Origin of the sequence: Streptomyces albicerus, from assembly GCF_008905045.1 — a bacterium.
Classification (GTDB): domain Bacteria; phylum Actinomycetota; class Actinomycetes; order Streptomycetales; family Streptomycetaceae; genus Streptomyces; species Streptomyces albicerus.
In genome coordinates this window covers 1-13,831 of sequence record NZ_VWMY01000023.1, presented here as the reverse complement: position 1 = coordinate 13,831, position 13,831 = coordinate 1, and the positions used below count along the sequence as shown (strand labels likewise).

Here is a 13,831-nt window from a genome sequence, read left to right as displayed (position 1 = left end):
GTGGTGTCGGCGATGTCAGCAGCGAGGGGTGATCGGGTGGAGAGCCGGAATCCGGCGAGCGGGCGCACCATCGCCCAGAAACTCGACCACCTGATCGGCACCGTCCATCCTGCGGACCGGGGCCCGCTCAGCTACATGGAGATCGCCGAGGGGATCCGCACGAAGGCCGGGCCGGACGGGCCGACGGTGTCGCATGCCACGATCCAGAAGATCCGCAAGGGCGAGATCGTCGATCCGAAGGTCAGTACCCTCACCGTGATCGCGGGTTTCTTCGGCGTCCCCGTGACCTACTTCTTCGACGACGCGGTCGCCGAGCGGGTCGACGCCAAGCTCGCCCGGATCAAGGAGCGGGTCGAGCTGACCCGGGCCCAGCGGGAGCTGGTGAAGATCCTGGAGGACAGCGACGTACGGGACGTCGCGCTGCGTATGAACGGCCTGTCGGCCGGAAGCATCCAGGCGATCCGCGGCGTGATCGACCAGGCGCGCAGGCTGGAGGGGCTGCCGGAGCCGCCGCCCGGCCGCGCGCGGGACACGAAGTCCTGAGGTGCGAGCCGTTCGCGGCCGGAATGTATCGATGTGCCGCACAGCCGACATGGCGTGACTTGAGCATGCGCACGCCATCGCTTAGGCTCACACGGAATTCGTTCGCTCTGTTTAGCGCACAACCTGTTTAGCGCACAACGCTTCGGCGAAATGTCATGGACACCCGGGACTTCCGGCCAGCCCAGGTCTGCCCGGCCAGCGAGGACCGCATGTACATCACGCGCCGCCGCGCCCGCTGCGAGGCCGCCGCCGACGTGGTCGCCATCCCGCGCCCCTTCGACCTCGACGCCTTGTGCGAGGGCATCGCGGCTCAGAGGAGCCGTCCATTGCGCTTGGTCGCACTGGAGGGTGCTCCGGACAGCAGCATGCCCTGCGGGGTTCTGGTGGCCACCGAGAGCGCGGACCTGATCTTCTACGAGCCGGCGACCAGCGCCCTGCACAAGCTCCAGATCGTGCTGCACGAGCTCGCCCATCTGCTCCTCGGCCACGGCGCGCCCGATGCCGACCGGCCCGCGTACGCCACCAGACTGCTGCCGGACACCGAGGACTGCGAAGACAACGAGGACGGCCTCGGGATCGACCTCGACCAGGTGCTGCACATCCTCGGGCGCACCAGCTACAGCGACAACGAGGAGAAGGACGCCGAGCTTCTGGCGACGATCCTCAGTCATCGCATCCTCGACCGCGAGGCCACCACGAACCCCGTGCTGGAACGGCTGGGCGACGCGCTCGGCCACCCCATCCGCACCTCCACAGACACCCCCCGGGACCGCAGATCGTGAGGGCGCGCGTATGACCACCGTGGTTCTGGTCCTGCTGTGGACGGTCGCCGCCTGGCGTGCTCCCGCAGCCGTACGGTCGTCGAAGCAGCGCACCCTGTGGATCGCCTTCGCCGCGCTGACCCTCGCCATGACCCTGCGCCGCCCGGCCATCATGCACGCCATCGACGACGGCATCGGCATCAACAACCTGTCGACCCTGCTCAAGCACTACCTGGGCCTCACGGCGGCGGCCGCCGTCCTGGAGTTCGTCTACGTCATCTCCCGGCCTCACAGCCGTACCGGGGTACGGCGACGGATGGCCGCCGTCGGGGCGACCATGGCCGTGCTGACCGTGCTGTTCGTCTTCGTACCGCGCCGGACCGAGGCCGAGGACTTCTTCGACCGCAGCGCCGGATCCGTCCCGGCCACCGCCTACCTGCTCGTCTGGTTCGCCTACCTGGCCACGGCGATGGCCATGGCCACCTGGCTCTTCTGGGGCTCCAGCCGCCACGCGGGCGCGGGCTGGCTGCGCACCGGCCTGCGGCTGCTCGGCGCGGGCACGGCGGCCGGGGTGGCTTACGCGCTGTCCCGCGCCGTCTACCTCGTGCTGCGCCTGACCGAGGTGGCCGGACCCGACAGCGACGCGGACGCGAGCACGGTCACCGACGCGATGAAGCATGCCGCCATCGGCCTGATCCTCGTCGGCAGCTCCGTCCCGGCCGTCGGAGTGGCCTGGCGGGCGGCCCGGCACTGGCGGTACCTGCGCGCGCTGCACCCCCTGTGGCAGGACCTGACCGGCGCTGTCCCCGAGGTCGTGCTGGGCGAGGAGTTGCGGCGCCGGGAGCTGCGGATGCGGCTGCACCGCCGAGTCGTGGAGATCCGCGACGCGATCCTCGCCCTCCAGCCGTATGTCTCGGCCACCCAGCGGGACGCCGCCGACGCCGTCGCGCCCGCCGCCCGGCGGGACATCACGGAGGCATGCTGGATCGAGACCGCCCGCCACGCCAAGCTCGCGGGCCGCGCCCCGGACGACGCCGTCCAGCGCCGCGACGTCGGCTCCGCCGGCGATGACGCTGCCCTCGACCTCGAAGTCGAGGCCCAATGGCTCCGGCGGATCGAGGCTGCCCGGGCCGGCGACACCGTACGGGACTTCGTCCGCACCCACAGCACCGACGGCAGCCACCGCTCCGCCCAGCAGAAAGCCCACCAGTGACCAGCACCGAAACCGTTTCAGCCGCTCCGCCGGAGTCCCGCGCCGCCCGCTTCGTCACCGACTACTTCGAGCCGAAGAACTGGATCCTCGTCGTCACCCTGGTCGTCGGCTGGCACACCGACGGACTGACCGGGGTCGGCTGGGGGCTGTTCGGCGCGTTGTTCGCGGCCGTCATCCCGGTGCTCTTCATCAAGCTCGGTGTCCGGCGCGGCACCTGGGCCGACCGTCACCTCGGCGAGCGGCAGCAGCGGCTCGTGGTCATGATCTTCATCATCTGCTCGGTCACCACCGGCACCCTGTTGATGAGCCTCCTGGGCGCCCCGTCGGCCATGATCGCGCTCATCGCGGCGATGGTCTCCACTCTGGTCGTCCTCATGGCCATCACCTTCGCGTGGAAGATATCGGTCCACGCCGCCGTCTCCTCCGGCAGCATCGCCATCCTCGCCCTCGACTACGGCCCTTGGCTGCTGGCCGTCTACCCCCTGGTCGCCCTGGTCGGCTGGTCCCGCATCGCACTGCGCGACCACACCCCGGCCCAGGTCGTGGCCGGAGCGGTGCTGGGCGGGGTGGTGGCGGGGGTGACGTTCGAGCTGCTGCGGTGACGGGATGTAGTACGGCCTGACCGAACCCGAACCCGAACCCGACCCCGACCCCGAACCCGTACCCGACCCCGAACCAACGGGCCCCTGCCGCCTACGCGGCGCTGCCTTCGAGTACGTCCTTGAGCTTCTGCTCGTTCCTCGGTACCTCTTTGCGTGCGTTCGGGCGGACGACCAGCGGGACGAGGAGCTTGCCCCTGCCGTGGGCTTCGAAGTCGAGGTCGATCGTCAGGCGGGACCGTTCGCCGTCTCCGAGCGGTTCGATCGTGCCGTGGACATCGCCTCGGACGGGGCCGTCGACGCCGCGCATGTGCCAGCTGCGCGGCGGGTCGAGCTCGACCACCTCCATGGTCATCGGGAATATCCGGCGGCCGATGCGCCGCGTCACGACCATGCGCGACCCGACGCTCAGCGGGGCGTCGCCGAGCGGCACCACGGACACGGCGCTCTCCTGCCACTCGGTGAGGTGGGACGGGTCGATCACGTAGGAGTAGACGTCCTCGGGTCGGCGAGAGATGTCTACGCTCTCCTTGATGGCGGACATTCCTCCTCCTTTGTCGGTCTCCTGTGTAAATGGTCCCACTCCGGATCCGGCAGGGTCGGCTGTCAGTGGCCCGTGGCAGGATGTCCGCTCATCGCGGCGTACAGCAGGCGTACAGCACACGAGGGGCGTCATGGCGGAGGGTGAGGGGGCGGTCGGCAGCCCCGTACCGGTGGGGCGCAAGGCGCGTGGGATCGTCGCGCGGGCCGAGCGGTTGTACGGGCTCGCGCGGGGCGTGCTCGACGATCACGCCCGGGCACTCGACCAGGTGCGTACGGCCCTGGCGCCGGTCCTTGCCGAGCTGGTCGCCGAGGAGCTGGAGGGCATCCCCGTCTCCCGGCTGAAGGACGTCACCGAGGGGCGGCTGCGGCTCGGGGCCCTCGAGACGGCGGGGCTCGGAAGCGTGCGGGCCGTGTTCGAGGCGAGCCGGTACGAGCTGCGGCAGATACCGGGAGTCGGCGCCCAGACCGCCGACCAGGCGCTCGCCGCCGCCCGGCAGATCGCGCGCGCGGTCGAGGAGACCGTGTCGGTGCGGATCGATGTCGATCATCCGGAGCCGCGGACCACCGCCCTCGTCATCGCGCTGCGCCGGCTCGTCGAGGCGGGACCCGAACTGCGCCGCGCCGTGGACGCCGCCCAGGAGATCGGGCGGAAGGTCACCGCGCTCCTTCCGGCGGCCCGGCCCGCCACCGGGCGGCTGCGGATGGCCCTCACGGGCCTCGCGAGCACGGCGAAGCGCGATCGCGCGCTCACCGCCGTCGCCGAGCTGCGCGCGCTCACCGCCGACGCCGTCGCCGAGGACGTACACCTGCTGCTCACGCAGGCCTCCACCGACCTGCTGCGGGAGTCCGCGTCCGACGCCGAGGCGTGGGTGGACTTCGAGCTGCGGTCCACGGAGTACTACAGCCAGCTCGCCGAGATCGCCGGCAGCGCGCCCGACGTCGCGGCCGCCGAGGGATTCCTGCCGTCCGCCGTCGCGGACCGCGTGCACGCGCAGGGGCTCGACGACACACACCGCCGGGTCTCGCTGCGCGGCTACCAGTCCTTCGGCGCGCGGTTCGCGCTCGCCCAGCGCCGGGTGGTCCTCGGCGACGAGATGGGGCTCGGCAAGACCGTCCAGGCCATCGCCGTGCTCGCGCACCTCGCCGCCGCCGGGCACAGCCACTTCCTGGTGGTGTGCCCGGCGAGCGTACTGATCAACTGGACGCGCGAGATCCGCTCCCGCAGCACCCTGCGCGCGGTGCCCGTGCACGGCCCCGACCGGCAGGACGCGTATGCCGAGTGGCGCGAGCGCGGCGGCATCGCGGTCACCACCTTCGACGTACTCCACAGCCTGCCGAACCCGAAGAAATACGCGAAAGGTCCGGCCGAAGCCCCTGCCGCCCTCGTCGTCGACGAGGCCCACTACGTCAAGAACCCCGACGCGCGCCGTTCCCGGGCCGTCGCGCGATGGACCGACCTGTGCGAGCGCGTCCTGTTCCTCACGGGTACGCCGATGGAGAACCGCGTCGAGGAGTTCCGCGCCCTCGTCCGCTACCTCCAGCCCGAGCTGGTGCCAAGGATCCAGAGCAGCGACGCCGTCGCGGGCCCGCACACGTTCCGCAAGTCCGTCGCCCCGGCCTATCTGCGGCGCAATCAGCAGGACGTGCTCACCGAACTGCCCGCGCTGGTCCAGGTCGACGAGTGGGAGGAGTTCAGCGCCGCCGACCAGGACGCCTACCGCGAGGCGGTCGGCGCAGGGAACTTCATGGCGATGCGCAGAGCCGCGTACGCGCACGCCGAGAAGTCGGCGAAGCTCCAGCGGCTGCGCGAGCTCGTCGCGGAAGCCGCCGCGAACGACCTGAAGGTGGTCGTCTTCTCCTACTTCCGGGACGTCCTCGCCACCGTCGAACAGGCCCTGGGGGAGCGGGTGTTGGGGCCGCTGGCCGGCGGTGTCCCGGCTGCCCGCCGGCAGCAGCTCGTCGACGAGTTCACCGCCGCACCCGGCCACGCCGTGCTGCTCTGCCAGATCGAGGCAGGCGGTGTCGGCCTCAACCTCCAGGCCGCGTCCGTGGTGATCCTCTGCGAACCGCAGGTAAAGCCCACTCTGGAGCATCAGGCCGTCGCCCGCGCCCACCGCATGGGCCAGGTCCGCACGGTCCAGGTGCACCGCCTCCTCGCCACGGACAGCGTGGACGACCGGCTGCTGCGCATCCTGGAGAGCAAGACCCGCCTCTTCGACGCCTATGCCCGCCGCAGCGACGTCGCCGAGGCGACCCCGGACGCCGTCGACGTGTCGGACGGCACGCTCGCCCGCCGCATCGTGGAGGAAGAGCAGCAGAGACTCGCCGTCAGCCCCATCTAACGGATCATCAACTCCCGTACCTCTCCCGGCTTCTCGCCCTTCGGTGTGATCCGCACATATCGCGCCTTCGTACTCGGCTCGTACGGCTGCCACCGCTTGACGTCGGCCGACGTCGTGAGGGCGTACGCGCGCGTGCCCGTCACGGTGACCGTTGAGATCTTCCGGGCCCTGCCGAGATCCACGGTCGGCGCGCCGCCCGCCGCCGCGGGCCGCCACGCCGTGGCCGGGTTGCCGTCCACCGCCGCCTCCGCGTACAGGCCGGGCTCGGCGGAGGTCGCGGTCACCGGGCGGCAGCGCGCGAGGTCGTCCGTCGGGGTGAGGTCGGGGCGACGCGTCTTGAGGTCGACGCCCGAGCCGTCCACCGTGAAGCGCCCCTGAGGCGTCTCCAGCGGGAAGGGGCTCCCGGAGGTCAGCCGGACCGTCGTCGTCCGTGGCCCGATCTCGATGTCGTACGTCCGGTCCCGCCACCTGAGCCCCCGCAACCGCACGCCGCCGCGGGCGAGTTGGGGCGGCAGCAGCGGATCGAGCCGGAGCGCGTCCGCGCGCAGCCGCAGACCCGTCAGGCCGTGTGTGAAGACCTGCAGGAAACCGCCCTTGCCGGTCAGGAAGTCCTGGGCCGGGGAGCCCGCGAGCGCGTCGCCCGCACCCGCCTTGTCGCCGCGTGCCTCGGAGAACAGGGCGAACGGGCCCCGGGAGAAGGGCCGGTAGGCGCGCTGCAGAAAGGTGTACGTCGCACAGCCCGGCTCACCGATCGCGGCCGCGTCGATGGCGTGGACGGAGTCGGTCATGGCCGGGCCGTCCGGGTCCGTGCGGGCCGTGTAGTGGTCGAGGGTCGCGGACGCGGCGCCGGCCGGCATCGGCCACTCCAGTGGATACATCAGCAACACGGTGTCGGCCTGCTTGATCTGCGAACCGTCGTAACCGGCGTACTGGAGAAAGACCTTGCGTTCCGGGTCGTACGGGATGCGGAGCCGGTCGGCGATCCGCGTCCAGTCGGCGGGGGCGGAGGTACCGAGCGTGCGCGCGGCGGAGACCGCGGCGCGCAGGGCGGTCGCCGCGACGGCGTTCGTGTAGACGCCGTCGTTCACGCCGTTGCTGTACTCGTCGGGGCCCGCGACGCCCTTGATGGAGTACGTGCCGTCCGGGTTGGCCGTGACACGCGAACTCCAGTACTCCGCAAGGCCCTTGAGGAGAGGCAGGCCGCGGTCGCGCAGCCAGTTCCGATCGCCCGTGGCGAGGTGGTACTGCCAGGCGGCGAGCGCGATGTCGCCCTGGAGGTGGTTCTGGGTGACGCAGTGGGGTGGGTTCCAGCTCTGGCACTCGGTCCACAGGCGGCCGCGACTCGCGCTCGTCCACGGGTAGAAGAGGCCATTGACCGCGGTCCTGCGGGCGTTGTCGGCGGCGGCCGCGCGGGTGCGGTGGCGGTACTCGAGGATCGGGCGGGCGAGCTCGGGGTGGGTGGCGAGCAGCCCGGGGAACATCCACGTCTCGGCGTCCCAGAAGATCATGCCCGCGTAGTTGTCACTGGTCAGCCCGGCGGGGGCGATGCTGTGACGGGCGCCGCGGCGTACGGAGGACAGCAGCCCGTACTGCGCCGAGCGCACCCAGAGCTGGATGTCCGGGCGGCCCGGCACCTCGATGTCCGAGGACCAGAGCCGGATCCAGGCGGCTGTGTGGGCGCCCGCGAGCGCACTCCAGCCGCGCCCGGCCGCACGCTCCGAGGCGGCCTGCGCGGCGGCTCGGGGATTGCGCGAGGTGAGGGAGGTGTCGACGCCTACGTACTTGGTGATGTCGTACGAGTGACCGTCGCGGACGCGGAGGTGCGCCGACTGGCGGGCACTCAAGTCCCTTGCCGGGCCTGTCTTTTGCGGGCGTCCAGGTGCGTCCAGTGTGGACGCCACCGCGCCCTCGACGCCCGTGCCGTCCGTCCGGAACGCCACCCCGACCGTGCGCTCCCCGAGCCGTCCGCCGCCGCCGTCGCCGCCCGACTGCGTGATGCGGCGGGCACCGCGTCCGTCGATGCGGTCGGTGACCGTCGCCTCGCCGTTCCAGTGCGGGGTGAGGCGGAGGCGTACGGCTCCGGTGTGCGGGGCGTCCCGGGCGGTGAGGACGTCGTACGTCAGGTCGGTGCGGCGGCCGTCCGAGGTCGTCCAGGTCAGCGACGTACGGACGAAGCCGCAGCGCAGGAAGAGGGTCTGGCGGTAGTCGCTGATCCGGTCCCGGGTGTCGTACGTTCCCTTGCCGTACGTCTCGTCGCCGACCGTGACGTCGAGGCCCGTCCACGTCGGCAGCGCGGCCAGTGCCTCGCGGCCCGCCGTGTTCTCGGGGCCTTGCGCGTAGAGCCCCGCCACGAACGCGCCGTCGTAGCGCGGGGTGTACAGCGGCCAGCCCGTCTTGTCGCCGGACGCGGCGTAGCCCTGGCCGGCGGGCGGGACACGGGTGCCGAGGTAGCCGTTTCCGACGTAGGGGTGGTGCGTGTCCTCGGGGTCGACCTCGGTCGCCGTGGGGGACCAGGTGGGGTCGCCGGGGAAGCACTCGGCGGGACCGGCGGCGGGCGCGGCGGATGCCTGGGGAAGGGGGAGGAGCGCGGCGGTGAGGAGAGGGGCGAGCAGACGGCGAAGGATCACCGTCCGACTCTGCGGCGGCGGACGCCCCCGGCACGGCACGCGCGCCGGGGGCGTCCCACGTACGGAGGCCGGAGCGGATCCGGGCCGCCGGGATCAGCCGATGCGGTCGGCCGGGGTCAGCCGATGCGGTCGGCCGGGGTCAGCTGATTCGGTCGGCCGGGCCGGACTCCAGCCATGTGCTGCGATTCTCCCCCGCGGGCGTGCCGCTCGACTCCAGCATGCGGCCGGTCTTCGGGTCGATGACGTAGCGCACGGTGTACCAGAAGTAGGTCCGCTCGCCCCCGTTGACAGCGTGGCGGATGACCTTCTGCGCTTTCGTGATCGCGGTGCCCGATCGGCCCCTGCCGTCCTTGACCCCAGGGGTCAGCGTCACCTCGGGGATCTCCGCGATGACGCGGAAGAGCGCGGAACGCAGCTCGGGGCTCGCGGGCGACGACTCCAGCAGATTCACGACCTCGGAGAACCGCACTTCGGGGTCCTTCGCGAAGCGGGCTTCCAGCGCGTTCGGGTCGGTGGGCAGCCTGTCGAGTTCGGGCCAGGTCAGGTACCGGCCACCCACCCGCCACCTGGCGTGGTTCTCGGCCCACTCGCTCGCCTTGCCCTTCGCGTCCACGATCCAGGTGCGACCCGCACGGTCGACGTACCAGGTCTCCGCCCGGGGCTTGCCCCCCTTGACCGTCTCGGCATGGACTTTCCAGTACTTCGCCTGCGTCGCCGGGGCGTCTTCCGAGACCTCCGCCATGTCGTTCAGGAACGCCGAGGCCGCCGAGGCTGTCGACGCCTGCTTTCCGCCCACGTCCAGCACGGGGTAGGCGACGGTGCCGACGGCGATCGCGGCCACCGCCGCCGCGGCGATCAGGACCCGGCGGCGGCGCGTGACGCGGGAACGCCGGGGGGTGGCGGCGCCCGGTTCTCCGAGGGGTCCGGGGGCGGCGAGGACGACCACCGGCCCGTCGGGCGGCGGCGCGAGCGCGGCCGTCGGTCCGTCGCGGCGCGCGGCGGCGGGTACGACCTCCGCGCCCGTCTCCGGGGCGTCCGGCACGACCGTGGTGTCCGAGGTGCGCGACAGCCGGGCGTCGCGTTCGGCCGCCTGCGCCAGCAGCGTTCGTACGGCCCGCGTCCGCTCCGCCGACGGGGGCGCCACCCGCCCCGCCAGGATCAGTTCGTCCGCTCCGGGAAAGTCGAGAAAGTCGTCGCGCTCGCTCATGCCAGGTCTCCAGTCAGCTTGAGAGGGGTGCCCGCGCGCATGCGGTTACGGGCCCGGTGGAGCCGGGAGCGGGCCGTCCCGGCGGGTATGCCGACCACCGCGGCGGCCTCCGTGGGCGTCAGCTGCTCCCACGCGACCAGCAGGAGCAACTCACGTTCCTCGGGCGGCAGCTGAGCGAGCCGAGCGCGCAGCCGGGGTGCCACCGCCGCGGCGTCGAGACGGTCGTCGACCGCCTCCCACGGGTCGTCGTGGCGGGCGGTCCCCGGGACGTCGGCTCGCGCCGCCGCGAGGCGTCTCCAGTGCGCGGACAGTACGTTTCTGGCCACGCCGAACAGCCAGGCCCGTGCGGGGCCCCTGCCGGGGTCGAAGCCGCGCCGGGTCGCGTAGGCCTGGAGCCACAGTTCGGCGAGCAGGTCGTCGGCGACGGCCGGCGCGCGGCGCGCGAAGTAGCTGTGCAGGGCTGTTGAGTGGCGTGCCACCAGGGGCTCGAAGGCTGCCGGGTGCCGTGCGGCGCGGGTCAGTAGCTCCTCGTCGTCCAGGTGTGTGGTCACGGGGTCTCCGTCTCCGGACCGTCGGGTGGCGGTCTCACTCCCTACTTGGTGGAAGTGGTGGGTAGCGTTCGCGGGAGTCCGGGGTGGGGGGTGGGGTACGGAAACTGCGGGTCCGTTGTGGCTGGTCGCGCCCACGCGGCGGAGCCGCACAATGTCACCGCCCCGCGCCCCTTACGGGGCGCCCGCCAAGCCCGTCTTCAGGCCCGCCCCGCACAGCGGTACCACCGCCGTACGCGACCCCAGTGCTCCCTCCCGTACCGCCGCCCAGCACGCGACCCCGGTCGACTCCACGTACAGGCCGCGGGAGGCCAAGTCCCGTTGGGCGTGGCGGATTTGGTCCTCTGTCACTGTGAAGAAGGTGCCGCCGGAGTCGCGTACCGCGCGGAGGATCTGGCGGGCCCTCGGCGGGCGGGGGATCGCGATGCCCTCGGCGAAGGTGGGGGCCGCCGGGGTGACGCCGACCAGGTCGTCCGCGCCCTCGTGCCAGGCGTGGGCGAGTGGGGCGACGGCGGCGGACTGGACGGCGTACAGGGCGGGGCGGCGGTCGATCATGCCCGCCGCGTGCAGCTCGGCGACCGCGAGGGCCGCGCCGAGCAGGAGGGTGCCGTTGCCGACGGGGACGACGAGTACCTCGGGGAGCCGCCCGCCTAGGTCCTCCCACAGCTCGTGGACATAGGTCTTCGTGCCGTGCAGGAAATACGGGTTGAAGACGTGCGAGGCGTAGAACGTGCCCTCCTCGTCCGCCGCCTCCCGGGCCGCCCGCGCGGCCGCCTCCCGGTCGCCGGGTACGACTTCGAGGCGGGCCCCGTGTGCCCCGATCTGCTCCAGCTTCTTCGCCGATGTGCCGTCAGGGACGTATACCGTGCAGGGCAGTTGGGCCCTTGCGCAGTACGCGGCGATCGCCGTGCCCGCGTTGCCGCTGCTGTCCGCGACGACCCGCCGGGGCCGCAGCCGCATGGCCAGCTCGGCGAGCAGGGCGGCCCCGCGGTCCTTGAAGGAGAGCGTCGGCATCAGGAAGTCCAGCTTGGCCGAAACTCCCTCCTTGAGCGGGACCAGCGGGGTGCGGCCCTCGCCGAGCGACACCGAGGGGGTCGGCAGCGGCAGGCACTCCGCGTACCGCCAGAGTGAATTCACCCTCCCCGCAAGAGACTTGAGCGAGGCCGGCGTGGGCGCGAAGTCCAGGTCGAGCGGGCCGCGGCAGACCGGGCAGCACCACGCGAGCGAGTCCGTGGGGACGCGCGTGCCGTCCACCGGGCAGAAACAATCCGGCAATGGAGTCATGTGCGCAGATTAGGGTCTGTCCGGTGGATCAAGTCGGATCAAGTCGGATCAAGCTGGATCAGGTCGGATCAGGGTGGATCGGCTCGGAGGGGGAGTCGGCGACCGGTGACAACGCCGCAGATGGGCGGGCCGGACCCCGCGTCTCCGGCGTGATCCGCCGGGCAGACCCTGGACGCACCGGTTGAGGACGTTGTGTCATGACTGGCATATGGCAGCTGCGTTACGTCTGTGCAGGGCTCTTGTGCAATTCCTGTGGAAGCCTCAATCTTTCGGCTGAGCGCAGGGTCGGCGTGCCGAATGACTTGGCATGACCATGCTATCCCTGCGCATCACCGTGTGTGCCCCATCCGTACCACCCCCCACCAGCGCACCACCGATTGAGGAGGATCCCTCAGATGGCAGTGATGCGTCATGCCCGGCGAAGACTTGCCGGTATAGGCACGGCAGCCCTCGTCGTCGGCCTCGTCTCCGCCCTCCCGGCGAACGCCGCCGCGGACTCCGAAGGCCGGATCCAGTACGCGGGCGCGCCCGACGCGATCGCGAACAGCTACATCGTCACGCTCCACGCGGACGCCGCGAAGGCAGGCTCGGCCGAGGGCAAGGCCCTCGCGAAGGAGTACGGCGCCACGATCGAGCGTACGTACAAGAAGGCTTTGAACGGTTACGCCGTCGAGGCCACCGAGGCCGAGGCGAAGCAGTTCGCCGCCGACCCGGCCGTCGCCTCCGTCGTCCAGAACCGCATCCTCTCGATCGAGGCCACCCAGCCCAGCCCGCCCTCCTGGGGCCTGGACCGCATCGACCAGGCGGCCCTCCCGCTGAACCAGAGCTACACCTACGACGACACCGCAGGTGAGGGCGTCACCGCCTACATCATCGACACGGGTGTCCGCATCACCCACACCGACTTCGGCGGCCGGGCCTCCTACGGCTACGACGCCGTCGACAACGACAACACCGCCCAGGACGGCCACGGCCACGGCACGCACGTCGCCGGCACGGTCGGCGGCACGGCGTACGGCGTCGCCAAGAAGGCGAAGATCGTCGGCGTGCGCGTCCTCAACAACTCGGGCCAGGGCACCACCGCCCAGGTGGTCGCGGGCATCGACTGGGTGACGAGCAACGCCGTCAAGCCGGCCGTCGCCAACATGAGCCTTGGCGGCACCGTCGACACCGCGATCGACACCGCCGTACGCAACTCCATCGCCTCCGGCGTCACCTACGCCGTCGCGGCCGGCAACGAGACCACCAACGCCAGCACCCGCTCGCCCGCCCGCGTCACCGAGGCCATCACTGTCGGCGCCACCACCAGCACCGATGCGAAGGCCAGCTACTCCAACTACGGCACGGTCCTGGACCTCTTCGCCCCCGGCTCCTCCATCACCTCCGCCTGGGGCACGGGCGACAGTGCGACCAACACCATCTCCGGTACGTCGATGGCGACCCCGCACGTCGCCGGAGCCGCCGCGCTCCATCTCGCGGACAACCCCACCGCGACCCCGGCCGCCGTCCAGACCTCGCTGGTCAACTCCGCCACCACCGGAGTCGTCACCAGCCCCGGCACCGGCTCGCCGAACCGTCTGCTGCGCGTCGGCAGCGGCGGTACGACTCCGCCGCCGACCGGTGAGCTCTTCGAGAACACCGCGGACTACGCGATAGCCGACAACTCCACCGTGAACTCCCCGGTCACGGTGAGCGGCGTCACGGGCAACGCGCCCGCGGCCCTGAGCGTGCCGGTGAACATCGTCCACACGTACATCGGCGACCTCCAGGTCCAGTTGATCGCCCCTGACGGGACGGCCTACACGCTGAAGGCGTACGGCACGGGCGGTTCGACGGACAACATCAACACCACGTACACGGTCAACGCCTCGTCCGAGGTCGCGAACGGGACGTGGACGCTGCGGGTGAGCGACAACGCTTCGCTCGACACCGGGTACATCAACTCCTGGGGCCTGCAGTTCTGACTGCTCCTCGGACTGCAACTCAGTAGTCCCCTCGTCCTCGCGGTACGGTTCCGGGCCGTAGCCCCGGGCCCGCCGTGAGGACGAGGCGTGAGCGGGGGTGGTCGGCGCGGGGTTTTTCGCCCCCGCCGCCCCTACCCGTTCCCGTCCCCTGGGGGCTGCGCCCCCAGACCCCCGCTATCGGCCTGAACGGCCTCGTCCTC

Annotated in this window: 11 protein-coding genes; 6 read left to right on the top strand and 5 right to left on the bottom strand. The window is 71.6% G+C overall.

The window, feature by feature from the left end; all coding sequences use genetic code 11:
* The first annotated feature begins 12 nt into the window (after nucleotides 1-12).
* From GAS53_RS21590 to GAS53_RS21575, 4 genes are all read left to right on the top strand, one after another.
* Nucleotides 13-543 (top strand): helix-turn-helix domain-containing protein, encoded by a 531-nt coding sequence (locus tag GAS53_RS21590; RefSeq protein WP_151479305.1) that lies wholly within the window; start codon nucleotides 13-15, stop codon nucleotides 541-543.
* Nucleotides 544-698: 155 nt separating this feature from the next.
* On the top strand, nucleotides 699-1,325 hold the full coding sequence (locus tag GAS53_RS21585) for a hypothetical protein (protein ID WP_151479304.1): 627 nt from the start codon (nucleotides 699-701) through the stop codon (nucleotides 1,323-1,325).
* Between the two features lie 10 nt (nucleotides 1,326-1,335).
* Nucleotides 1,336-2,517 (top strand): MAB_1171c family putative transporter, encoded by a 1,182-nt coding sequence (locus GAS53_RS21580; RefSeq protein WP_151479303.1) that lies wholly within the window; start codon nucleotides 1,336-1,338, stop codon nucleotides 2,515-2,517.
* Nucleotides 2,514-3,119: a phosphatase PAP2 family protein gene (locus GAS53_RS21575; protein ID WP_151479302.1), complete on the top strand. Its 606-nt coding sequence runs from the start codon at nucleotides 2,514-2,516 to the stop codon at nucleotides 3,117-3,119. Before GAS53_RS21580 ends, GAS53_RS21575 begins: the two co-directional genes overlap by 4 nt.
* Before the next feature lie 91 nt (nucleotides 3,120-3,210).
* On the opposite strand, the gene GAS53_RS21570 is transcribed toward GAS53_RS21575, so the two are convergent.
* Nucleotides 3,211-3,660: an SRPBCC family protein gene (locus tag GAS53_RS21570; protein ID WP_151479301.1), complete on the bottom strand. Its 450-nt coding sequence runs from the start codon at nucleotides 3,658-3,660 to the stop codon at nucleotides 3,211-3,213.
* 130 nt (nucleotides 3,661-3,790) lie between these two features.
* On the opposite strand from GAS53_RS21570, the gene GAS53_RS21565 reads away from it, so the two are divergent.
* Nucleotides 3,791-6,001, top strand: coding sequence for a DEAD/DEAH box helicase (locus GAS53_RS21565; RefSeq protein ID WP_151479300.1), 2,211 nt, complete (start codon nucleotides 3,791-3,793; stop codon nucleotides 5,999-6,001).
* Here GAS53_RS21565 and GAS53_RS21560 read toward each other — a convergent pair.
* The 4 genes from GAS53_RS21560 to GAS53_RS21545 form a co-directional block, all read right to left on the bottom strand.
* Nucleotides 5,998-8,628, bottom strand: a complete 2,631-nt coding sequence (locus GAS53_RS21560; protein WP_151479299.1) for a glycosyl hydrolase family 65 protein — start codon at nucleotides 8,626-8,628, stop codon at nucleotides 5,998-6,000. The genes GAS53_RS21565 and GAS53_RS21560 overlap by 4 nt on opposite strands.
* A gap of 139 nt (nucleotides 8,629-8,767) precedes the next feature.
* Nucleotides 8,768-9,835 (bottom strand): hypothetical protein, encoded by a 1,068-nt coding sequence (locus GAS53_RS21555; RefSeq protein ID WP_151479298.1) that lies wholly within the window; start codon nucleotides 9,833-9,835, stop codon nucleotides 8,768-8,770.
* The gene (locus GAS53_RS21550; RefSeq protein WP_225859021.1) at nucleotides 9,832-10,386 is read right to left on the bottom strand and encodes an RNA polymerase sigma factor; all 555 of its coding nucleotides are present in this window, start codon (nucleotides 10,384-10,386) and stop codon (nucleotides 9,832-9,834) included. The genes GAS53_RS21555 and GAS53_RS21550 overlap by 4 nt, the downstream gene beginning before the upstream one ends.
* Before the next feature lie 171 nt (nucleotides 10,387-10,557).
* The gene (locus GAS53_RS21545) at nucleotides 10,558-11,667 is read right to left on the bottom strand and encodes a threonine synthase (protein WP_151479297.1); all 1,110 of its coding nucleotides are present in this window, start codon (nucleotides 11,665-11,667) and stop codon (nucleotides 10,558-10,560) included.
* A 395-nt stretch (nucleotides 11,668-12,062) separates the two neighbouring features.
* On the opposite strand from GAS53_RS21545, the gene GAS53_RS21540 reads away from it, so the two are divergent.
* Nucleotides 12,063-13,631, top strand: a complete 1,569-nt coding sequence (locus GAS53_RS21540; protein WP_151479296.1) for a S8 family peptidase — start codon at nucleotides 12,063-12,065, stop codon at nucleotides 13,629-13,631.
* Nucleotides 13,632-13,831: the final 200 nt, after the last annotated feature.

What these genes read in the sequence shown, in the direction of transcription:
- GAS53_RS21545 (WP_151479297.1), bottom strand. Translation starts at nt 11,667, where the DNA reads ATGACTCCATTGCCGGATTGTTTCTGCCCGGTGGACGGCACGCGCGTC.
- GAS53_RS21555 (WP_151479298.1), bottom strand. Translation starts at nt 9,835, where the DNA reads ATGAGCGAGCGCGACGACTTTCTCGACTTTCCCGGAGCGGACGAACTG.
- GAS53_RS21565 (WP_151479300.1), top strand. Translation starts at nt 3,791, where the DNA reads ATGGCGGAGGGTGAGGGGGCGGTCGGCAGCCCCGTACCGGTGGGGCGC.
- GAS53_RS21570 (WP_151479301.1), bottom strand. Translation starts at nt 3,660, where the DNA reads ATGTCCGCCATCAAGGAGAGCGTAGACATCTCTCGCCGACCCGAGGAC.
- GAS53_RS21540 (WP_151479296.1), top strand. Translation starts at nt 12,063, where the DNA reads ATGGCAGTGATGCGTCATGCCCGGCGAAGACTTGCCGGTATAGGCACG.
- GAS53_RS21590 (WP_151479305.1), top strand. Translation starts at nt 13, where the DNA reads ATGTCAGCAGCGAGGGGTGATCGGGTGGAGAGCCGGAATCCGGCGAGC.
- GAS53_RS21585 (WP_151479304.1), top strand. Translation starts at nt 699, where the DNA reads ATGGACACCCGGGACTTCCGGCCAGCCCAGGTCTGCCCGGCCAGCGAG.
- GAS53_RS21580 (WP_151479303.1), top strand. Translation starts at nt 1,336, where the DNA reads ATGACCACCGTGGTTCTGGTCCTGCTGTGGACGGTCGCCGCCTGGCGT.